The 22,576-nt window shown below is 40.2% G+C and carries 16 protein-coding genes; 9 read left to right on the top strand and 7 right to left on the bottom strand.

The genetic code is table 11. The annotated features are described in order from the left end of the window. Positions 1-15: 15 nt before the first annotated feature. On the bottom strand, positions 16-3,921 hold the full coding sequence (hrpA, locus tag VUI23_RS09780) for an ATP-dependent RNA helicase HrpA (protein WP_342808078.1): 3,906 nt from the start codon (positions 3,919-3,921) through the stop codon (positions 16-18). A gap of 90 nt (positions 3,922-4,011) precedes the next feature. After that, positions 4,012-4,428, bottom strand: a complete 417-nt coding sequence (locus tag VUI23_RS09775; RefSeq protein WP_216046450.1) for a CBS domain-containing protein — start codon at positions 4,426-4,428, stop codon at positions 4,012-4,014. A gap of 280 nt (positions 4,429-4,708) precedes the next feature. Here VUI23_RS09775 and sbcB point away from each other — a divergent pair, with 280 nt between their 5' ends. The 4 genes from sbcB to VUI23_RS09755 all read left to right on the top strand — a co-directional run bounded on the left by sbcB (position 4,709) and on the right by VUI23_RS09755 (position 9,708). Beyond that, a complete protein-coding gene (gene sbcB / locus VUI23_RS09770) occupies positions 4,709-6,148 on the top strand; it encodes an exodeoxyribonuclease I (protein ID WP_342808076.1) in 1,440 nt (479 codons plus the stop codon). Between the two features lie 171 nt (positions 6,149-6,319). Beyond that, positions 6,320-7,975 (top strand): FapA family protein, encoded by a 1,656-nt coding sequence (locus VUI23_RS09765; RefSeq protein WP_216046448.1) that lies wholly within the window; start codon positions 6,320-6,322, stop codon positions 7,973-7,975. Positions 7,976-8,184: 209 nt separating this feature from the next. Beyond that, positions 8,185-8,667 (top strand): glutathione peroxidase, encoded by a 483-nt coding sequence (locus VUI23_RS09760; RefSeq protein ID WP_216046447.1) that lies wholly within the window; start codon positions 8,185-8,187, stop codon positions 8,665-8,667. A gap of 51 nt (positions 8,668-8,718) precedes the next feature. Continuing rightward, the gene (locus tag VUI23_RS09755) at positions 8,719-9,708 is read left to right on the top strand and encodes a 2-hydroxyacid dehydrogenase (RefSeq protein WP_342808074.1); all 990 of its coding nucleotides are present in this window, start codon (positions 8,719-8,721) and stop codon (positions 9,706-9,708) included. A 54-nt stretch (positions 9,709-9,762) separates the two neighbouring features. Here the strand turns inward: VUI23_RS09755 and VUI23_RS09750 are convergent, their stop codons facing one another. After that, a complete protein-coding gene (locus VUI23_RS09750) occupies positions 9,763-10,569 on the bottom strand; it encodes a methyltransferase domain-containing protein (protein ID WP_342808072.1) in 807 nt (268 codons plus the stop codon). A gap of 15 nt (positions 10,570-10,584) precedes the next feature. Here VUI23_RS09750 and elyC point away from each other — a divergent pair, with 15 nt between their 5' ends. After that, complete coding sequence (gene elyC, locus VUI23_RS09745) at positions 10,585-11,343, top strand: envelope biogenesis factor ElyC (RefSeq protein WP_342808070.1); 759 nt, start codon at positions 10,585-10,587, stop codon at positions 11,341-11,343. An 11-nt stretch (positions 11,344-11,354) separates the two neighbouring features. Here the strand turns inward: elyC and VUI23_RS09740 are convergent, their stop codons facing one another. Further along, positions 11,355-12,116 carry a Nif3-like dinuclear metal center hexameric protein gene (locus VUI23_RS09740; protein WP_303501054.1) on the bottom strand — a complete coding sequence of 254 codons (762 nt, stop codon included), beginning with the start codon at positions 12,114-12,116 and terminating at the stop codon, positions 11,355-11,357. A 129-nt stretch (positions 12,117-12,245) separates the two neighbouring features. Between VUI23_RS09740 and VUI23_RS09735 the strand changes: the two genes are divergently transcribed. Together VUI23_RS09735 and VUI23_RS09730 are read left to right on the top strand one after the other, a co-directional pair. Continuing rightward, positions 12,246-12,584 (top strand): hypothetical protein, encoded by a 339-nt coding sequence (locus VUI23_RS09735; protein ID WP_303501052.1) that lies wholly within the window; start codon positions 12,246-12,248, stop codon positions 12,582-12,584. Between the two features lie 79 nt (positions 12,585-12,663). Further along, positions 12,664-14,493 carry a M2 family metallopeptidase gene (locus tag VUI23_RS09730; RefSeq protein WP_342808068.1) on the top strand — a complete coding sequence of 610 codons (1,830 nt, stop codon included), beginning with the start codon at positions 12,664-12,666 and terminating at the stop codon, positions 14,491-14,493. 88 nt (positions 14,494-14,581) lie between these two features. On the opposite strand, the gene sohB is transcribed toward VUI23_RS09730, so the two are convergent. Both sohB and VUI23_RS09720 read right to left on the bottom strand, forming a co-directional pair. Beyond that, entirely contained in the window at positions 14,582-15,604 is a 1,023-nt protein-coding gene (gene sohB / locus VUI23_RS09725) for a protease SohB (protein WP_342808066.1), read from the bottom strand. Between the two features lie 250 nt (positions 15,605-15,854). Continuing rightward, positions 15,855-18,434, bottom strand: coding sequence for a VolA/Pla-1 family phospholipase (locus tag VUI23_RS09720; protein WP_342808064.1), 2,580 nt, complete (start codon positions 18,432-18,434; stop codon positions 15,855-15,857). Positions 18,435-18,790: 356 nt separating this feature from the next. On the opposite strand from VUI23_RS09720, the gene VUI23_RS09715 reads away from it, so the two are divergent. After that, positions 18,791-19,537, top strand: a complete 747-nt coding sequence (locus tag VUI23_RS09715) for a YciK family oxidoreductase (protein WP_342808062.1) — start codon at positions 18,791-18,793, stop codon at positions 19,535-19,537. A 103-nt stretch (positions 19,538-19,640) separates the two neighbouring features. Here the strand turns inward: VUI23_RS09715 and glnS are convergent, their stop codons facing one another. Continuing rightward, positions 19,641-21,305: a glutamine--tRNA ligase gene (glnS, locus tag VUI23_RS09710; protein WP_342808061.1), complete on the bottom strand. Its 1,665-nt coding sequence runs from the start codon at positions 21,303-21,305 to the stop codon at positions 19,641-19,643. A 188-nt stretch (positions 21,306-21,493) separates the two neighbouring features. Between glnS and VUI23_RS09705 the strand changes: the two genes are divergently transcribed. Beyond that, on the top strand, positions 21,494-22,522 hold the full coding sequence (locus VUI23_RS09705; protein ID WP_216046437.1) for a LacI family DNA-binding transcriptional regulator: 1,029 nt from the start codon (positions 21,494-21,496) through the stop codon (positions 22,520-22,522). Positions 22,523-22,576: the final 54 nt, after the last annotated feature.

Raw genomic sequence — 22,576 nt, 5'->3', positions numbered from 1 at the left:
GTCAACGAACATCGTTTAAAATGATAGCAATTGGTTTTCAATGCGCTTCATAGAAATCGGCATCGGTGTACCAAGTTGCTGCGCAAAAAAGGAAATACGCAACTCTTCTATCATCCAGCGAACAAATGCTAAGTCAGCAGGCACGGGTTTACCGTCTGGTATTTTGCTCAATGCGGCATTAAATCGAGATTGCACTTTTTCGATATTAAGCTGGTGCAACCGGTCTTTGTTAGGATCTATCGGTAATTTTTCCAAACGCCTAACAATACCTTTGATATAGCGATTCCAATCGTCAATTTTCTCAATACCAAATTGCGTGATAAAACCAGGGAAAACCAAAGAATTCAAATGTTGTTTTATATCCCCATGGGCACTAATCATATTAAGCGCTACATTACCTTTTAATTTCTTTTGGACCTGATGAGCTTGGGTTAAACCGACTTCCACTTTTTTGGCAATATCCAAGACTACATCATTGATGTCTTTTCTGACGTAATCTCGAGCTTGATTAAACACCTCGGGTGAACGGATTTGCACATTATTATCACTCTCAAAACGCGTTATCAGGTGATCTACTCCGGCCTCGATACAATCGTTAATTAGCGCTTGTATTTGCCCAAAAGGATTAAAGTACAAACCCAACTTAGCTTTATTTGGTAGTTTTTCTTTTAGATAACTTAGCGGCGATGGAATGTTCAACATGATTAAACGTCGAAGACCTTGTCGATGCATGTTTAATGCCTTTTCGGGGCTTTCGAACAACTTAATGGCGACACTCTTTTTATCATCCACTAATGCCGGATAGGCCTTTACTTCGTACCCCTGAGAGTTATCGATATATTCTTCTTCAAGCGCTGTAAAATCCCACTGAGTTAGTCCGCTTTTTTCAATTTCTGGAGAAGCCGCCTGTTTTAAGGTGCTACTTATCTTTTCTTGCAAACCATATTTGAGAACGTGTAAATCACGCCCCTGTTTAAGTAAATTCCCCTTGCCATCGACCACTTTGAAATTGAACTTTAAATGATTAGGCAACGACTGCCATTGCCATTCTTCTTCAGCAACATTCACCCCGGTCATTTTTAGTAGTTTTTTGCTTAACGCGGTCAAAAATGGCAATGGATGGCCTTTATTATCTTTTGACTGCATATCTAACATACAAGCATCGGCAAAATTAGGTGCAGGCACAAAATTACGCCTTAACCGTTTGGGGAGCGATTTAATTAATGTCACAATTAATTCATGGCGAAACCCAGGAATAAGCCAGTCGAAGCCATTTTCTTCAAGCTGATTTAAAATCGGTAATGGAATGATTAAGCTAACACCATCATCAATTTGATTGGGTTCAAAACAATAGGTTAATTTCAGATTTAAATTATTTTGCTGCCAACTATCAGGGAAGTTGAGCTCATTAACTTGTTCCGCTTGGTGTTTTTTTAGTTGCTCAGGATCGTACTTCAAACTTTCTTGAACGCTAGACTCAGCTTTGTTCCACCATTTTTTGAAGCCGCTTTCGCTACACACATGCTTTGGAATAGTTTGTTCGTAAAATGACACCAACTCTTGTTCATCGACTAATACGTCGCGACGGCGGGATTTTTCTTCGAGTAATTGTATGTCCTCGATTAACGATTGGTTATAGTGAATAAAGTTGTAAGACAACTTTGTATCCGCATTCACTAATGCTTCTCTAATAAAAATTTCACGACTGATATCAGGATCTATTTGACTAAAATTAACATGTCGATTGCTTACTATAGTCAAGCCAAACAGTAGCACTTTTTCCAGTGCTTGCACTGCCCCACGTTTTTTCGACCAGACAGGTTCACTATATTGATACTTGGTTAAATGTTTAGCTAGGGGCTCTATCCATTCAGGTTCAATTTTAGCGGCAACACGCCCAAATAATCGGGAGGTTTCCACCAGTTCAGCGACCATTGTCCATTTAGGTGGTTTTTTCGATAAGTTTGAGCCAGGGAAGATTAAAAACTTAGATCCCCTAGCCCCCTCAAATTCTCGTTCTTTATCTTTAAAACCAATATGAGATAAAAGCCCAGAGAGGATAGCTTTATGAACATCATCAAAATCAGCTTCTTGTTTATTTAACCTAAAACCAACTTCGACTATGGATTTTTTAAGTTGGCTGACGACATCTTGCCACTCACGCATTCTAAGATAATTAATAAAATGTGTGCGACACCACTTACGCAATTGATTCGCGGTTAACTCTTTTTGTTGTAATTTGAAGTCTTGCCATAAATTTAACAGAGCAACAAAATCAGACTGCTTATCTGCATACTTCTCATGTTGTTGATCCGCCGCTGCACGTTTATCTTGTGGTCGCTCTCTTGGGTCTTGAATACTCAAGCCTGCAGCAATGATGATTAACTCAGATACACAATTATTGTGACCTGCTTCGACTACCATTCTAGCGTAACGAGGGTCTACTGGTAACTTTGCAATTTGACGCCCAGTCTCGGTCAAACTCAATTTACCGTGACGCTTTTCAACCGCAGTGAGCTCTTCTAAGAGACGAAATCCATCGTTGATAAACCGATTATCTGGAGGCTGAACAAATGGAAAATCTTGTATATCTCCGAGCTTTAACGATAGCATTTGCAAAATGACGGATGCTAGATTGGTTCTAAGAATTTCCGGATCGGTGAACTCCGGACGCCCATTAAAATCGTCTTCTGAATATAAACGAATACAAATCCCTTCGGAGACTCGACCACACCGACCAGCACGTTGATTAGCAGAGGCTTGAGAAATGGCTTCAATTGGTAATCTTTGTACCTTGCTTCGGTAACTGTAGCGAGACAATCTTGCAAATCCGGGATCAATCACATATTTGATACCAGGCACAGTCAACGAGGTTTCAGCCACATTTGTCGCCAGAACTATTCGACGATTGCCATGAGATTGGAATATGCGATTTTGTTCCGCCACCGATAGTCGAGCATAAAGAGGCAGTATTTCTGTGGCTTTGTAATTCTGTTTACTCAGGGCGTCAGCCGTGTCTCGAATTTCTCGCTCACCACTTAGAAAAACCAGGATATCCCCTCGCTTTTCGCGACTTAATTCATCAACGGCTTGGATAATTCCTTGAATTTGATCACTGTCTTCATCATTGTCTTGAAGTGGGTTATAACGTATTTCAACTGGGTAACTACGTCCGCTAACTTGGATAATAGGGGCATTGTTAAAGTGTTTTGAGAAACGCTCAGGGTCGATAGTGGCTGAAGTTATGATTAATTTGAGTTCAGGGCGTTTGGGTAATAATTGTTTCAAATACCCCAAAATAAAATCTATGTTTAGACTGCGCTCATGAGCTTCATCAATGATTAATGTATCGTATTTACTTAAAAACCTATCCGCTTGCATTTCAGCAAGTAAAATACCATCCGTCATTAACTTGATGTAAGTATCATCACCAACCTGATCAGAAAAACGTACTTTAAATCCAACTTTTTCACCGACAGTCGTCCCCAACTCCTCGGCGATACGTCCGGCAACAGTTCTGGCAGCTAAGCGCCTTGGTTGAGTATGACCAATAAGGCCATCTACTCCGCGACCGAGTTGTAGACAAATCTTAGGTATCTGGGTGGTTTTCCCCGACCCTGTTTCGCCAGCAATAATAACAACTTGATGATTAGCAATAGCATCACTAATCGCATCTTTATGTTCGCTCACCGGCAAATCTGGATACTCTATATCCGGAATATTCTGCAATTTGAACTGGCGAACGCGTTTGGACTCCTCAATGGCAGTAGCAATTGCTTGCCACTGAGAGTCATTACTTTTGCCTGAAACTAAACGATTCAATCGTTTTTGAAGTCGAAAAATATCACTACCAAGGCAATCTTGTAACTGCTTTTGCAGCTCCTCGCGATTTGGAACGGCTGTATTTTGATTATTGGACAATATATTCTCAAAAAATTCGATGCTTTAAAACGCAACGGATCCTAGAAGAAACGCCAACAAATTTCCAGCAAAGTGAGCTATAAAACGGTTTTAAGCTCGTTTATATCCATCTCGCAGTTGCACATCGATAGCATAAAGGACATCAGCACGACTTATGGTGCCGATAAAATAACCATCATCGTCAACCACAGGATACAATTTAGTGCCTTCATTCAAAAAGCGTTGCGCCACTTCAATAATCGAATCATAGGATTTCACCGCCAAAACATCGGTTTTCATAATGTCTTTTACACGGGCTACTTGTTCTCGGTAATAACTCGAGGTAATCATACGAGCAATACAGTCTTTTTCCGACAAGAATCCGACTACTTTGTTGCGAGGATTGAGCACTGCCCCACCAGATTGCTTGCCTGTTAAAAGGCGTTCAACCGCCTCAGCGACAGGCATTTCATCGGTGAATGTAACAGGCCGCCGATTCATATAATGATTTACTTTTAATGATTCCACCCTTTCTCCTTAGCTTCGAAAGTGTTTTGTTTAGTTATCAATTTAATGATTAAACCGATCGCCTAATATAAAGATAGTCATAACCAATTAAAAAACATAACTTTTTTAATAATATTTAAATCTTTTTATAGTGAAAAACGAAGTAACTGCATTCTGCATAGCAGAACCTATTGGTTTCTGTATAATTCTTATTTTTCATATCTCGAATTCGACTCAAATAAAAACAGGTTGAAAATACGCCTTGTTTTAACGGTAGTTTCGAGTGAATCAATATTAGAGAGTGAGTACCTTGAACCCATCAATCCTTTGGCACGATTACGAAACATGGGGGGTCAACCCGCAAAAAGACTTTCCTTGTCAGTTTGCTGGGATAAGAACAGACCTTGAGCTAAATATTATCGATAAGCCGGTGAAATGGTACAGTCAAATACCCAATGATTATTTGCCTAATCCTCATGCAGCTTTAGTCACAGGTATTACTCCGCAATTAACCTTAAGAGACGGTTTGGTTGAAGCTGAATTTATCAAAAAAATTCTTCAACAGATGGCCACTCCAGGAACCTGCAGTGCTGGTTATAATAGTATTCGATTTGATGATGAAGTCACACGTTACACCCTGTATCGAAACTTATATGACCCTTACGCGCGAGAATGGCAAAATGGCAATAGCAGATGGGATATCATTGATTTAGTGCGAGCTTGTTATGCGCTAAGACCAGAGGGGATAAATTGGGTATATAAAGAAGATGGCACACCAAGCTTTAAATTGGAAGACCTTACCCAGGCGAATGATATTGCTCACGCAGATGCCCATGATGCCCTATCAGACGTATATGCAACTATTGCCATTGCCAAACTAATTAAACAGGCCCAACCTAAGCTTTATGACTACATTTTCAGTCTGCGCAATAAACGTAAGGTGGCTGAGCATATCAACATTGATGCACAAGTTCCCTTAGTGCATATTTCATCAAAATTACCGGCCAAAAATGGATGCTGTACCTGGGTACTGCCAATTGCTTACCATCCAACAAATAAGAATGCGATTATATGTTTGAATCTTGGGTTAGATCCCAGCCCCCTCTATGATTTAGATATTGAAGAAATAAAAGCTCGATTATACCAACGAACTGCAGATATGCAGGAAGGTCAGCAAAGACTTCCGATAAAGCTTATTCACTTGAATAAGTGTCCCATTATCGCACCAGCTAAAACCCTTACCGAAGAAAATGCAGAGCGCTTGGGCATTGATCGCAATCTGTGTTTGCAAAATTTAGCTAAGTTGAAAAATGAACCCAGTTTATCAACAAAACTTACTGCGGTATTTGATGAAGAACGTCAATCTGATCCAACGATTGATCCGGACTACGCACTCTATACTGGTGGTTTTTTAAGTGATTCGGACCGACAAAAACTCGATCAAATTCATCAAATCGACCCAAGCAATCTAGGTCCAAAAGATTGGCAGTTTAGCGATCCAAGACTTAACACCCTAGTATTCCGTTACAGGGCCAGAAATTATCCTTTAAGCTTAAATGAAGAAGAAGTCATCAAGTGGCAGCGACATAGACAGTACCGCCTGACAGATCCAGACTCGCCGGCGAGTATACAGCTTCCCGAATACCTTGATTTATTAGAGCAACTCACTTTTGAGTATCAGAATAATCCTGAAAAAAGAGCGATAATTAGAGCACTACACCATTACGCTGAAAGTCTGTAGTTATGAAAAACAGAAAACATTTTTTAGCGCCAAATATAAATTTGGCTAATGCGCAGAAAAATCAAAGTAAGCTGACGAACCTAATGGTATATTTTGTCTATAATTAATATATTCATAAATATAGTCGATACAGCAGTAACAAATAGATCGGATTAATTTCAGGTGGTAGTAATGAAAGGCATTAATTTTAGGCTTGATGACAGTGGAACGTTTTTAAGCTTACTCATAAATCCAAGCGAAGTAGCGCCCAATATAGACGTGAAATCCCTTATTAATAGTTTTAATAACAGCAACTATTCAGCTTTGTATTTATCTGATGAAAATGTCATTAATGCCAATGATTTATTGACCAAAGCCCGAAAAGAAGGCAGCTATGAGGTTATTAGCGAAGTTATTGCGGAGAAAAAAGATGCGACAGTGAAATTTCGCATTGAAGACAATGACATGGTGGCTTTTATCTCTGTCACTGCCGCATATGGAGGTCATTCCCCTACGGCTAGTGAATTAGTCAAAATAGCAAATGATAAAGGGGTTGTAAGAGGCCTAAGTGATAAAACCATCAATGAAATTGCAACAAAAGCAAAAGCGGCAAAACCGGGTTCAATCATTGAAGACTTAGTAGCAAAAGGCCTGCCGGTGAAAAATGGCAAAGATTCTAAATTGAACCCATTGGTCCCTAATGCACTAGAAAGAATTCTTAAACCACAGTCAAGTGGCTCTACTCGCGTAGACATGCGTAATTTAGGTGATGTCATTTGTGTCAAAGCCAATACAGAAGTGTTACGACGAATCGCTCCTACTAAAGGCCGCAGTGGATTTACCGTTAAAGGTGGAATAATTGCCCCTAAACCTGGCAATTGGATTAAATTCAAACCAGGTGAAGGTATCAAGAGTAGCGATCAGGATGAAAATTTATATCTAGCTGCTATAACCGGCATGCCAAAGTTTCAAAACGGCAAAATGTGGGTTGATGATACCTTCATTTGTAAAGGTGTAAATGTAGGCACAGGTAATATTAAATACGATGGTGCGGTGCTGGTAAATGGCGATGTTACTGAAAAGATGGAAATTACCGCCAGCGGTGATGTCACGATCAATGGCTTTGTTGAATCAGCAACCATCAAAGCAGGTGGCGATATCATCATAACGGAAGGAGCCATGGGCAAAGTCAATGAACATAGCACCGAATTTAGTACTAAGTTAATAGCCGAGGGCAGCGTCCATGTGCAACATGGTCAAGGTCTTAATGTGCAGTGTAGTGGAAATGTCACCATTGGTCGTCAATTGGCTTACAGTAAAATCAATTGCGGTGGTAGTGTCACTGTTGGTCCTATTGATAAACCAAATGGGAACTTATTCGCCTGTGATATTCAGTGCAAAGGTGCAATAACCGCAGGCACTCTTGGCGCTGTATCTGGAAGCCACCTGAATATTGATTTCAGCCACGGCTTTAATACTCTGCTGGAAAGAAAAGACACTGTTGATGAGCTTTTATTGCAACTGCGCGATAATAACCTTCGCCACAGGGGTAAATTCGAGTTAATGCGCGGCAAAAAAATCCATCCAGAATTACAACGTAAGTTTAAAGAAGCAGAGGAAATGTTCAAAAACGAGTCTCAATTATTGGAATGGTTAGAGGCTAAGTGTGAAAAAATGAAATTGGCAAAAGAATCCTATCAGCAGGATATTAAACTCATTGCCAATAAACGTTTGTACGCTGGTGTAGTGGTTAAACTCAATAACCGCACTTGGCGTGCTGAACGAGAATATGCAAAAGCGAAGGTCCATTATGCGGGACATCAATGGAATTACGAACCTCTTGTGTAATTCACATAAAAAGATGATTTAGGACGTTACCTAAATCATCTTTTAGTACGATAAAAACAGTACAAAATTAAACCTAAATAAAAATGCTCTATTGATCTGCTTCCTATCTATCACCATGATATATTACTTAAACAATGCTAGCTTAATACGCGAAATTTCAACCTAAGTATCCAATCCCTAGCGACATTAAAAATATAAACGAGAAAATTATGCCAAATACGATTTACGACTTTCAAATGCCCATGAATAACGGTGAAATAAAAGAGCTTTCCGATTATAAGGGCAAAGTTCTATTGATAGTCAACACCGCAAGTAAATGTGGCTTCACTCCTCAATATGATGGATTACAATCACTTTACACAAAATACAAGTCACAAGGATTAGAAATTCTTGGATTTCCATGCGATCAATTTGGTCATCAAGAGCCTGGTTCAGACTCTGAAATAGAACAGTTTTGTAGTTTAAATTTTAATGTCGACTTTCCGTTATTTAAAAAGTCAGATGTTAATGGTAAAGACGCATCACCACTTTATGAATTCCTCAAAGCTGAAGCTCCTGGGGTGTTAGGAAGTAAAAGTGTCAAATGGAATTTTACAAAATTTTTGGTCAATAAAGAAGGCAAAGTACTGGCAAGATACGCTCCCAAAACAAAACCCGAAGCGATTCAAAAAGACATCGAAGCATTATTGTAAATCGCTTTTTGTCATCCCAAAATCACAACTTGCGCACAAGGGACTAGCAGAATGAAAACACTTTTTTTCAGTAGTAAATCGCATGATATTAGTTACTTTAACAAACAAAATACGCTGTATAATTTCACCTTAGACTTTCAAGAAGCGAGGTTATCCATTGATACCGTTGCTTTATGTCAGGGATACGAAGCAATATGTGTTTTTGTGAATGACCAAGTTGACAGTCAAGTTATTGAACAGCTAAAAGAAATGGGTATAAAACACATTGCATTGCGCTGTGCTGGTTTCAATAATGTTGATCTACAAAAGGCAAAACAACTTGGAATAAGGGTATCTCGCGTTCCTGCCTATTCTCCTGAAGCTGTGGCTGAACATACTGTTGCGTTAATGATGACGTTAAATAGAAAATTGCATAAAGCTTACAACCGCGTTCGCGAGAACAACTTTAGTCTTAACGGATTAATTGGCTTCAACTTTCATGGCAAAACTGCAGGTATTGTGGGTTACGGAAAAATAGGAAAATGTACTGCTAACATACTTTTGGGACTGGGCTGCAAAGTAATCTGTTATGACCCCATCACGCAAACTAGCGACCAAAAGGACATCACTTTTGTTTCCCTCGACACCCTGCTGTGCGACTCAGATATCATAAGTCTGCATTGCCCGCTAACAAATGAAAGCCAACACATGATAAACGATGATTCAATTAGCAAAATGAAAGATGGTGTTATGCTAATTAATACTTCTCGTGGCGGTTTGGTAGATAGTAAAGCTGTGATCAGGGCTCTAAAGTCGCGAAAAATTGGTCAATTAGGCTTAGATGTATACGAAATGGAATCAGACCTCTTTTTTGAAGATAAATCTTGGGAAATAATGCAAGACGACGTATTTGATAGATTAGTAGGGTTTCCCAATGTTCTAATTACTGGCCATCAAGGTTTTTTCACCGACGAGGCATTACAACAAATTGCGCAAACGACCCTTAACAATATTGCGCTAATGGATAAACAACAATCAGATCCCCACACATTCTTAGTCTAAATCCGATTCATTGAGCATGGATGCTTAACATATGTGTTTTTGTTAAAGCCAACTTTAACAACGAACAATAAGGTGGAAATATTTACCTAACCATTTGTAGGGTTCGGTATGGCCATATTTTATTTCCGCTGCTTTTATATTTTCATATTCGTCTTGCTGTTTCGTTGTATCTTTCAAATAATCATGAAAACACCGAATCCCTGCACTGCTTATAATCTCTACTGGCAAGTTTTGTAAGTGACTTATGACTTTTTTTGGTTCTAACGCATTGTTAGGATTCAATCTCACTGTGTTTTTATTTTTCATGTCAGCAGCAACATAATCAAAATTACCATAAAGGAGATTACCGAAGCGGTGCGCATCTTTATTAAAAAAGCTTAACGACAAAATGCCACCTGGCTTGACTTGAGACACCAATGCGGTAATAGCTTCAAACGGTGAATTCAACCACTCTAAAACAGCGTGGCAAATCACCAAGTCATAGGTTTTGTTAGGTGGTAAGTCATTTAGAGAACCACAAACAAAAGTCACATCATCAAATTCAGCCAAGTTTTCCTTTGCCATTTCAACTGCTTCAGCCGACAAGTCATTAAACGTAAGGGTATGCCCCAACTCTAGCATTACCTTACTCATAATCCCTGTGCCACCACCAACATCGATTATATCGAGCGGTTTATTTGCAAGCTTGATATAATCGTGCAGGTTATTAACTAACAATTCATGGCGCAGTTTACCTTTACTCGAACCATAAATATTGTTGGCAAATTTATCCATCAACGAATCAAAGCTTTGATCTGAATTTTTACTCATAGGATTATAATATTGGGGTGAACGAGTTGCGTTCACTCTTAGTGACTTCATTGGAGATCATTTTACGTGGATTTGTTCTTAATTAAAAAGTTTATCGGTGTATTCTTAATGCCACTTCCGATTATTCTATTGCTTTTGTTAATCGCTATTTTCTATATCTGGCGGAAAAAATACGCTAAAGCCAATGTGTTTTTGAGTGCGGGAGTCATCGGTTTTATATTGGTTTCTTTTGCGCCATTGCCAAATACGCTATTGCATTCCTTAGAACGTCAATATCCACAATACGATCTTGCTAAAAAGGTCGAATATATCGTCGTACTCGGCTGTGGCCATGTCAATGATAGAGCTGTCCCTATTACGTCTCAACTTTCTCCTTGTTCGCTAATAAGAGCGACTGAGGCGATTAGAATATTGCAATATAATCCACAGGCAAAAATAGTGACGTCGGGAAATGTAGGACGCCAAACATTCAGTAACGCCTATATGAATGCACAATTTTTGATTGCAATGGGAGTCCCTTCAAATCGCATTATCGAGGTTTCGTTATCCAAAGATACCGAAGAAGAAGCGGCAAATTTGCGCGCCACCCTAAATAATAAAGCATTTGCCTTAGTCACATCAGCCTCTCACATGAAACGGGCAGTTAATTTGTTTGAACAACAAGGTTTAAAACCTATTGCCGCGCCAACGGAACACCTGGTGCGTGATTCTGAGGATGGCGACAGCGGATACTTGCTACCAAACGCCCAAAACGTATACAAGTTTGAGCGCTGGTGGTATGAATGGATGGGAAATACTTGGGTCAAAGTAAAAAGTTGGTTCTAACCTGTTGGTGACTATACCGGATTATCAATATCCACAAAAGTCACGTCTAAATCAAAGGATTTGGCCAAATACTCGCCTAAGGCTTTGGCTCCATAACGTTCCGTTGCGTGGTGGCCGGCGGCGATAAAATGGATCCCCATCTCCCTGGCGACATGCACCGTTTGTTCAGATATTTCGCCACTGATAAACGCATCTATGCCCTGCTCTGCTGCCATTTCAATATAACTTTGGCCGCCGCCTGTGCACCAACCAATTGATTTTATACTGTGCTCACCAGCACTAATGATTTGTGGTGTACGTTGTAATGACTGCTCAACAGTTTTAGCCAATTGCTGCAAGGTTAATGGTGTTTCGAATTGCCCATGCATGGCGACGCTTTGCGGATTTTGTTGTTCCAAACCTCCGATGACTTCTATATTTAACCTTTTTGCTAATTGCGCGTTATTACCTAATTCTGGGTGAATATCCAGCGGTAAATGATATCCGTAAAGATTAATATCGTGATTAATAAGCTGCTTAATTCTTTGACGTTTCATGCCAACAATACAGGGATTTTCACCACGCCAAAAATAGCCATGGTGAACAAAAATTGCATCTGCGTTCAACTCAACAGCACGGTCAATTAGTGCCTGACAGGCCGTTACCCCAGTAACAATCTTGCTAATTTCAGACACGCCTTCTACTTGTAACCCATTAGGACAATAATCCTTAACTTTTTCTGGTTTTAGCAGCTGATTAAGGTGGCTTAACAACGTTTGATTATTGATGCTCATATTCACTCTTTACAATTTAATAGCATTTTATACACATAAATGTCGAAATTAGACATCTTTCTGAAAACACGGTATAAAAGCATTTCAACAATATCAATTATTTTTAGCAAAAAAGGTGTAGACCCTACGATGAGCAAACTGGACAAAGAACAGGTTATCGAGAAATTTACCGAAGCATATAAATCCGCCCACGGCAAAGCGCCGACAATAGAAGCAAAAGGCGGTTGGTACAGTGTCGACGGCGGTAAAAATGTCCGTTTGTCAGCTCTCGAAGAAATGATTACTGAACTTGAATCAAGTGACTCTAAAGTTGAACCGGTTGAAAACAAAACGGCTAAACAACAAAAGCAACCTGCGGCAAAAGCAAAGGCAACCAAGAAAGCTAAATCAAAAAGCAGTTTCTCTGTTAAACAATATTGGCAAGATCAGATTATGGCGCAAAATCCTGGTTCAAAACTGCCACGTTAATTTGTACAATGCTAGGTGATAAACGATTTAGGCGGCTTATTAGCCGCTTTTTCATTTCTGTTTTTAAAAGGAAAAACACATGACTTTCAAACGCACTCAAAGTGCACTATTTGTTATTGCTGCCTTAGGTTTGGCTGCATGTGGGGATAAACAAGAAGCCTCCTCACAGTCTGAACCTCAAGCTTTAACTAAAAAAGATGCGCAGCAGTTTGTTGAAAAAGCGCAACAAGATCTTGCAGAAATGTTAGTACCTGCAGCTCAGGCTGAGTGGGCCTATCAAACATACATTAACCAAGATACTGCTGCGTTAAGTGCCTATTTTAACGAAAAAGTTACTTCCAAAGCGACCAGTTATGCCAAAGAGGCTGCAAAATTTAATTCTGTTGAAGTTGATGCAGATACACGACGTAAGCTTAATTTAATGTCTAATATCTTGGTGATGCCTGCCCCTGGAGATCCAGAGAAGTCTGCGCGTTTAGCCCAGATAGGGTCTGAGTTAGGAGGCATGTACGGCGCAGGTAAATATTGCCGTACTGAAGATGAATGTTTCAGTCTTCCTGAAATGTCTAACATTATGGCAACTGAGCGTGACCCTAAGCTACTTTTAGAAATGTGGGAAGGTTGGCGCCAAGTGTCTCCACCAATGAAAGCACTTTATGCGGAGCAAACTGAACTTGCGAACTTGGGTGCCCAAGAACTGGGTAAAAAAGATTTAAGCGAACAGTGGCGCGGCAGCTACGACATGGAAGCGGATGCATTTGGCCAAGAGCTTGACCGTTTATGGGGGCAAGTAAAACCATTCTATGAAGCACTTCATTGTCACGTTCGTGCAGAATTAGGCGAGAAATATGGTGAAGACATTGTTCCTCAAAATGAACCTATTCCAGCACATTTATTAGGTAACATGTGGGGGCAATCTTGGGGCAATGTTTATGACATCGTCAAACCCGAGCAAAAAATGGACGTAATTGATATAACCAAAGCCTTGGAAGAGCACAATTACGATGAAATTAAGATGGTTAAACAAGCAGAGTCTTTTTTCTCATCGTTAGGCTTTGATCCCCTACCAGAAACCTTTTGGGAACGCTCTATGTTCAAACAGCCAACTGAAAGAGATGCAGTATGTCATGCTTCGGCTTGGAACTTAGATAACGTAGAAGATCTGCGTATTAAGATGTGTATTCAGAAGAATGGTGAAGATTTCTCAACAATACATCACGAGTTAGGCCATAACTACTATCAACGAGCCTATAATAAGCAACCAGCGCTATACCAAGGGGCTGCCAATGACGGCTTTCATGAAGCAATTGGCGACACAGTTGCTTTATCCATTACCCCAAAATATCTAAAGGAAATCGGTTTAGTGGATACTATTCCAGATGCTTCGAATGATATAGGCATGTTACTTAAACTGGCCTTAGATAAAATAGCATTCGTACCTTTTGGGTTAATGGTTGATCAATGGCGCTGGAAAGTATTCTCAGGAGAAGTCACGCCAGAACAATACAACACAGCTTGGTGGGAACTACGTGAAAAGTATCAAGGTTTGAAGGCACCAGTTGATCGCCCTGCCGATGCATTTGATCCAGGTGCTAAATACCATGTACCAGCCAATACTCCTTATACACGCTATTTCTTAGCTCATATATTACAGTTCCAATTCCACCGAAGCTTGTGTGAAATTGCCGGTGATAAAGGTCCTATTCATCGCTGTTCGATATACGGTAGCAAAGAAGCCGGAGCAGCTTTGAATAATATGTTGGAAATGGGTCAAAGCAAACCTTGGCAAGAAGCCTTGGAAACCCTAACCGGCAAACCTGAAATGGATGCCACCGCCATTCTTGATTACTTTGAGCCTCTTAAAGCTTGGTTAGATGAACAAAACCAAGGTCGACAATGTGGTTGGTAACAGTTAAAAATTAAGCATAAAAAAGAGCGACCTAGGTCGCTCTTTTCATTTCCATCTCTGTACGATTATAATTTTAAGCAACTAGCTCTTATTTAAAAAGGGTCTGGCTTTTTGACCATAGCTTTACAAAGGCGGACTCAATCCCAGTAGATGCGGCTTTACCTAACTTTTCAGCTAGACCCTTTTTCTTACTATACTTAACTGAATAAATATTTCGGCTCTCTAATTTACTCATTAAAAAGTCATCAGAGGTTTGAATTGCATCAACCAAGCCTAGCTCTTTTGCACGACTACCATACCAGTATTCACCAGTAGCCACTTTATCAATGTCTAGCTCAGAGCGATGAGATGATACAAAGTCTTTAAACATCACATGCACTTCTTCAAGTTCTTGCTTAAACTTGTCTCTTCCCTGATCAGTGTTTTCGCCAAACAACGTCAATGTGCGCTTAAAATCCCCTGCGGTATGTTGTTCAAATTCAATATCGTTTTTCTTTAAAATCTTATTAAAGTTCGGTAACTGAGCAATCACACCAATTGAACCTATGATCGCAAATTTAGCACTTAATACGTTATCCGCCACACAGGCCATCATATAACCACCACTTGCCGCCACTTTGTCGACCGCAGCGGTGAGATGAATATTTTTATCTTTTAGACGCTGTAATTGAGATGCTGCCAATCCATAACCATGCACAACTCCACCACCACTTTCCAAACGCACCAACACTTCATCCTTTGGCTGAGCAGCGCATAAAATAGCCGTAATTTCTTCGCGTAAACTATCCACTTCGTGGGCATCCATTGAGCCTTTAAAATCCACTACAAATAAATTCGCCTTTTGGTCAGATTCATCTTTCTTTTTAGCGACTTTATCCGCTTTTTTCTGTTCTTTTTGCTTTTTCTTAAGTTGTTCTTTACTTAAAAGGAGATGTTGAGCATGTTCCTTTAACTCTTCAAACTGCTCAGAAACAGATTTAATTTCTAACTGTCCATTGCCCTGTTTTTGCTTTGAAGCAAGGGCAACGATACCGCCTACTGTCAGTAAAATTGCGACCACAATGGTGACTGCTTTGGCCACAAATAAACCATATTGAAATAAAAACTCCAAGCGTTACTCCTTTATCTTGATACAAGTATCAACTGAATAATATTACTAATTTGGGGATCAGCTCAAAAGCCGATCACAAGGTAATCCATCTATGTGGGGACAAAATGTGAGATTAAAAGCGCTTTATTTCCACATTCAGACACAGACCACGTATTTACAATTATCAGAATATAGCTGAGTTCGCAATTTAAGATAAGAGCAGGCAAAAAAAAAGCCAAGTCATAGACTTGGCTTTTCTAATCACTTTGGCTTAATTGGCAACCACCGATGTGTCAGTGACAACAATAGTCCCGCCGGTTGCAAAAAACGCAGCGGCTTGTTTTTGCATTTCAGTTGTTACATCTGCACTAGGCGAAGGGCTCAATAAACTGGAGTGAACACCAGCAATAAAACGCACCAGTCCATTACCATCTGTGGTAGTTGAAACTCCGCTCAAGCCAGCGAATTTTGCCAATGGCTCAGTTCCCGCAAAGGTCGGTGAATTTACCGTTGAATTAGGAATGACCTGATCTGGCAATGCAGTTGAACCATCATCATTAGTCCCGCCACCAATCACTTCTTGGAACATAAAGTTACTATTAGAAGCAAGTAATGCCGCAAAGTTATTAGGATCCGATGCATCTGTTATCGTTTGTGCTGCAAACACGAAACTCGCAAATGTAGCATTAATCTCAGCTAAACCAGCCTCATCAAGTTGCGCTTCATAAGCAATAAAGGCAGGAATGATAGCTTGCTCTGCTGGTATTTGATTTTCCGTTGCATATTCAACTAAATACCCTTGGAATTCAGCGGATGATGAAGCTAATAAAGAACCTTTAATTAGATTGCTAAAGCTAGGCGACTCGATTAAGAAACCACCAGTGCCACCTCCAGGTACATTGAATACCGCTGTTTCAAATGCATACATAGAATCAAACGCAGCAAGAGGACTGGTTTCCCCAAATGATTTATTTGACGAGGCTACGGATGGAATACCCGTTATAGAACCTAAGCTCTGTCCAATATATGAGACTTTACTGCTATCTAAATCAACGCTACCACCAGTTAAATCTACAACAGCGTTAAGTCCTAAACGCAATCCCATAGCATCTACAATACTCTGACGGTTGTTATCACGTGTGGTTAATAGCGACGCAAGATTCAAATAATCTGTGGTTGAACCACCAAAACCGGTGGAGGTATTCACAATTTGTCCGTCAATGGTAAATCCACGACTACCATGTAATGGATGGTCTATTGCTACTGTTGCGAAACCAGCTAGTGACAAAGCGCCAGTGATAGCTAAGAAGTCTTCTTTCTTAGAAGTGATACCATGCTGTAATATAACAACAGGCCAACCAGATTCCGGCTTACTAATAGCAGTTACACCAGAGTTAGGTAGCGCCGCTAACACAGCAATCACATTGGCATCTGGTACAGTAATCTGCACATCAAGAGTTTCAGTTCCATCGTCGTTAGACCCCTGTCTTGCAGGAATAGGACTGTAACGTGTTACGTGTCTTAAATCGTTCATACCTAAATTACTTAGGTCTAAATCTAATAACTGTCCGCCAGACGCAGCCTGACAAAGCTCATTATTAGGACCAGTGCTAATAGTACCATTGGCTAAAAGCGTGGCAATTTGCTCACTGCCCAAGGTTTGTAGCGCAAGACCATTGGTACAAGCAGCTTCCCATCGACCATTTAAAGGATCAGCCGGATCACTGTAATAAGGAAGGTCAATACTTCCTGTTTTCATGGATGCGGCACAAAACGCCCCTACCTGCGGAAAAACGGCAGCAGCTGTGGAGAATAGCGGAGATGAAGGATCAGAAATAGCAGAAATCATACCATCACAAGTATTTAATCCTACAGCAGTTAATCCCGCCAATTGATCTTCGCCCAAAATACTCGGCGCTAACATATCAAATGCCGTGGACACAGATGCTTCTGTTACTGGAATGACTGGCAAATATGCAGCGGCTTCGGCAGGTGAAAGACCCGCTTGCAGAGCTTGTGCAAAAGGTGCAATTTGCAGTTGTTTAACGGTATCAATAATTTGCGTAGTAGATTGAGTAGTAAAAGTATAGCTGAATATTATCTCGTCTTGACTCAGGCCTGCTTGACTGGTTAACACGGCTTCATAAGAGTTTATAATCCCTTGTAAGCTACGTTGTGAATCTGTTGCTAAAGGTAGCGTTGTCAGATCCTGACGAACCAATTCATAGGTGGTTGAAGGTTTCAACGCCTGTCCACCAGCAGTTAATTTATTTGTTGCCACCACATAGTAAGAAGTTGATTCTTTCAACGGTTTAAGTGGAATAATTGCAACGTCGTTACCACTTGCTTGAGTAATAAAGTCAACACCAAAGGTTAATTCATCGCCCACTTTACAACCGGTTATTGGTGGTGCAGTGGTGCAGTCGGGGTCATTCAAATCACCACCAATTGCGCCTTCAAATATACGCACAGCTCCGGCACTAGCGGCTGAGCTAGCATCTAAACTAACACCTGTAGGGTGTGAAGTAGAAAAAGTAAACGGATGTTGAGTAGACCAACCATCTAACGCGCCTAATGCAGCGGAAGGGTTTCCAAAATCAGGGGTAGCACCATTTGCCTGACCTGCTATCTCATCAGGCATTTCCAATGTGCCATCGTCAGTGATTTCCACTAAAGCGAAAAATAAGTCACTTGGAACATTCAATACACTATTGGCGGGGTCAAACATAATACGTGAAGCGGGAACTGTTTTAGTTGTATCCTGTTGGATTTCTTTCAGTTCGTCGCCACCACCGCAACCAGCGAGCACAAACACTGCAGCGATACTTGTGCTGATTAACAGTTTTTTCATTATTTCTCCCAAATACAGTTATTTCATTGATACACTTATAAAATGTGTTTTTTTTAGTCAACCTTCGTTCAAAGCTTGAACTGTCCACTATCTAACAAGTATGACCAGTTGTCATTGCCCCCATAGTATTGGCTTTGTTAGTTTTTTGCAAATAGGTTTGTTAATATTTTGTTAGGTAATAATTGCGGTGAACATGTAGGTTATAATTTTTGAATATAGGTCACCAAGCTAGAAACCTAGACAATATCGAAATCCCCCAGCCTTTCCCAATGCTATGCAGTTAACTCAAAAATGAATACCTCAAAAAGCCCTTAAATGTTAGAATTCGTTATCTTTGGTTTAACTCAATTTTTAAAATGCTCAATTATTCTGCACCATTAAATGCCTTACAAAATAAAACAATATTAATCACCGGCGCCGGCGCTGGTATCGGTAAAACAGCAGCAATAACGTTTGCCAAACATGGGGCAACTGTCATTCTGTTAGGTCGGACGGTAAAAAAACTGGAATCGGTTTACGATGAAATAGTCAATGCAGGATACCCAGAACCCGCCATAGTGCCCTTAGATATGCAAGGTGCCACTAAAAAACACTACCAAGATATGGCCAATACCATTATTAGTCAGTTTGGAAAGCTTGATGGTGTATTGCAAAACGCCAGCGTGTTAGGGCATTTAGAACCTTTTAAACAGATTGAAGAAGATATTTTCAATCAAGTAATGCAAATTAATTTAAACAGTCAATTTTTGATGACACAAGCATTATTAGAAGTCCTTGAGCTCGCTCCTAAAGCTTCAGTTATTTTTACCAGTTCCAGTGTTGGTAGCCAAGGCAGAGCCTATTGGGGAAGCTATGCAATATCAAAATTTGCAACAGAAGGAATGATGCAAGTCTTAGCTGATGAATACGCAGGCTCAAGTTTACGCTTTAACTGCATTAATCCAGGGGCTACTCGTACTTCAATGCGTTCAAAAGCATTTCCAGGAGAGGATGCAAGTACACTTAAAACGCCGGAAGATATTATGCCATTGTATTTATATTTGATGTCAGATGACAGTCAAGAAGAGAATGGAAAAACCTTTGTAGCCCAACCTAAATCGTAGCAAATTGAACTTATGCTTGGATGAAAATGAGTTTAAGCGAAGGTTCAAAAACAAAAGTGCGGCTAATGAAAGCCGCACTTTTAATACTGACGTTGAAACAAAATCAATCGCCGATTTTAGCCCAAGTATCACGTAAACCCACTGTACGGTTAAATACTAGATTAGATTCATTGCTGTCCTTGTCTTTGCAGAAATACCCCGTACGTTCAAATTGTACGGTTTGATTTATTTCAGCATCTAATAAGCTTGGCTCTACCCATCCATTTTTCACAATTAAAGAATCAGGGTTGATACAATCAACAAAGTTTTCTTCAGCTGCAGGATTAGGCACCGTGAACAAACGATCATAAAGTCGTATTTCAGCCGGTAAGGCTTTACTCGCACTTACCCAATGAATTACTCCTTTTACTTTGCGTCCATCAGCAGGGTCTTTACCTAAGGTATCGGGATCATAACTACAGTAAATCGTTGTGACCTCCCCTGCGTCATTCTTTTCAACTCGCTCAGCTTTAATCACATAGGCATTGCGCAAGCGCACTTCTTTACCCAATACTAAGCGTTTAAATTTCTTATTCGCTTCTTCACGGAAGTCATCGGCTTCGATTAGCACTTCTCGAGTAAACGGAATAGTGCGAGTTCCTTTACTTTCATCATTAGGATGATTAGCTGCGGTAAGTTCTTCAACCTGATCAGAAGGATAATTTTCAATCACGATCTTAACGGGAGCTAATACTGCCATAGCGCGATTGGCATTTTCATTAAGATCTTCACGTATACAGGCTTCAAGCATTCCCATTTCGACCATATTATCCATTTTGGTCACGCCAATACGCTTACAGAATTCACGCACTGAAGCAGGTGTATACCCTCTTCGACGTAATCCAGCGATAGTAGGCATCCGCGGGTCATCCCAACCGTTAACAAAATCTTCTTCAACTAATTGAATCAGTTTACGCTTACTTAAAACCGTATATTCTAGGTTTAAGCGTGAAAATTCGTATTGACGTGGTTGTGATTGAATATCGATATTGTCAATAACCCAATCATACAAACGACGATTATCTTGAAACTCTAGCGTACATAGTGAATGGGTAATCCCTTCAATGGCATCAGATATACAATGGGTAAAATCGTACATTGGATAAACACACCACTTATCACCCGTTTGATGATGATGGGCAAATTTAACGCGATAAATAACCGGATCACGCATACACATGAATGCGGAAGTCATATCAATTTTAGCCCGCAAAACACAATGGCCTTCAGCATATTCTCCGGCTGTCATTTTGCCAAACTCAGCTAAGTTTTGCTCAATTGTGGTGTCACGATAAGGACTATTTTGTCCAGGCTGAGTTAGCGTACCACGCATTTCTCGCATCGCTTCTTGACTAGAAAAGTCTACATATGCCAAGCCTTTTTCTATCAATTGCGTGGCATAAGCATGCAACTGATCAAAATAGTTTGAAGAATAACGGGCATCGCCTTCCCAATGAAACCCCAACCATTGAACATCGTTCTTGATTGAATTGACATAGTCGATGTCTTCTTTATCTGGATTGGTATCATCAAACCTGAGGTTACAGGTGCCTTGATAATCTTGTGCAATGCCAAAATTCAGACATATCGATTTCGCGTGGCCTATATGCAGATAACCATTAGGCTCAGGCGGAAAACGAGTATGTATTTGTTGGTGCAACCCTGCTTGCAAATCTTTATCAATAATTTGACGTATAAAGTTGGTCGGACGAATGTCTGTCTCGGCCATTAATAGTTCCCCTGTAACACATGTATTAGACACGAAAAAAGAAGGCATTATAGCACTTTGATACAAAGGCAAAATCTTTTTAATCAAATAATTTATAAAGCATTCACCTGAAAGCTGGTGTATAAAAGTAACGAATATAAGGTTTTCCATTTACCAGCATCGCTAAAGAATAATAAAAAGTTACCACTATGAAAGTAAAAGCGACCTCTTTTGATATTGCCCACCTCGCCGGCGTATCACAATCTACTGTTTCCAGAGCCCTTCGGGATAGCCCTCTGGTTAACCAACAAACTCGAGATAAAATCAAAGCGATAGCCACTGAGCTAAATTACAAGGTGGATAAAAATGCGAGTAATTTACGCCAACAACAAAGTAGAACCCTAGCCTTATTATTGTTTGAAGATCTGACCACCGATGACTCTCTAATTAATCCGTTCTTTTTATCGATGATAGGCAGTATTACCAAAGCAAGTTCAAATGCAGGTTATGATCTGCTCATATCTTTTCAGAATATGAGTGATGACTGGCACGCCGAATTCGAAGACACGAATAAAGCCGATGGTATCATTTTACTGGGGTACGGCGATTTTGTTGATTATCGAGATAAGTTAACTCAGCTGGAAGAACAACAAACCCATTTCGTCAGATGGGGAGCCGAAGATAAAGCTCACCCTGGACTTTCCATTGGCTGTGACAACTACCAAGGCGGATTTGATGTGACACAACACTTGATTAAGTCTGGACGTAAAACCTTTGGCTTTGTTGGTGGCGCAGATAACCATGCCCCTGAATTTCAGGCCCGTTACTTAGGTCATTGCCAAGCGTTAAAAGATGCCCAGCTGAAAGTAGATAAAAACTACCAAGTTGAAGCATTTTCTACTGAAAACTCTGGGTATGATGCCGCCAAACAACTTTTGACCGCTAGTCCAGAAATAGATGCAATCTGTTGTGCCAGTGATTTAATTGCGATTGGCGTAATGCAAGCCTGTAAAGATTTAGGTAGACACATCCCCAATGATATTGCAGTCGTAGGCTATGATAATATTCCGGTATCACGATTCACTCACCCTGCATTAACTACCGTTTCGCAAAACACGATTCGTGCAGGTGAATTATTAGTCGCCAGTCTATTGTCGCTTATAAACGGCGAAGAACCTAAGACACAATCCATGCAAGTAGAAGTGATTCAGCGTGAATCATGTGGATGTAAGAAGTAGATATAACGGCTTTAACTTGTTGCAGAAAGTAAAAAAACGCGCTAAATAAAGTCT

This window comes from Alteromonas sp. M12, from assembly GCF_037478005.1.
Lineage (GTDB): Bacteria > Pseudomonadota > Gammaproteobacteria > Enterobacterales > Alteromonadaceae > Aliiglaciecola > Aliiglaciecola lipolytica_A.
This window is presented reverse-complemented; position numbering and strand designations above follow the sequence as displayed.

Coding starts and splice junctions, on each gene's coding strand:
- VUI23_RS09730 (WP_342808068.1), top strand. CDS start 12,664: ATGACTTTCAAACGCACTCAAAGTGCACTATTTGTTATTGCTGCCTTA.
- VUI23_RS09750 (WP_342808072.1), bottom strand. CDS start 10,569: ATGAAGTCACTAAGAGTGAACGCAACTCGTTCACCCCAATATTATAAT.
- VUI23_RS09705 (WP_216046437.1), top strand. CDS start 21,494: ATGAAAGTAAAAGCGACCTCTTTTGATATTGCCCACCTCGCCGGCGTA.
- VUI23_RS09715 (WP_342808062.1), top strand. CDS start 18,791: ATGCTCAATTATTCTGCACCATTAAATGCCTTACAAAATAAAACAATA.
- VUI23_RS09740 (WP_303501054.1), bottom strand. CDS start 12,116: ATGAGCATCAATAATCAAACGTTGTTAAGCCACCTTAATCAGCTGCTA.
- VUI23_RS09735 (WP_303501052.1), top strand. CDS start 12,246: ATGAGCAAACTGGACAAAGAACAGGTTATCGAGAAATTTACCGAAGCA.
- VUI23_RS09765 (WP_216046448.1), top strand. CDS start 6,320: ATGAAAGGCATTAATTTTAGGCTTGATGACAGTGGAACGTTTTTAAGC.
- VUI23_RS09720 (WP_342808064.1), bottom strand. CDS start 18,434: ATGAAAAAACTGTTAATCAGCACAAGTATCGCTGCAGTGTTTGTGCTC.
- VUI23_RS09755 (WP_342808074.1), top strand. CDS start 8,719: ATGAAAACACTTTTTTTCAGTAGTAAATCGCATGATATTAGTTACTTT.
- glnS (WP_342808061.1), bottom strand. CDS start 21,305: ATGGCCGAGACAGACATTCGTCCGACCAACTTTATACGTCAAATTATT.
- VUI23_RS09760 (WP_216046447.1), top strand. CDS start 8,185: ATGCCAAATACGATTTACGACTTTCAAATGCCCATGAATAACGGTGAA.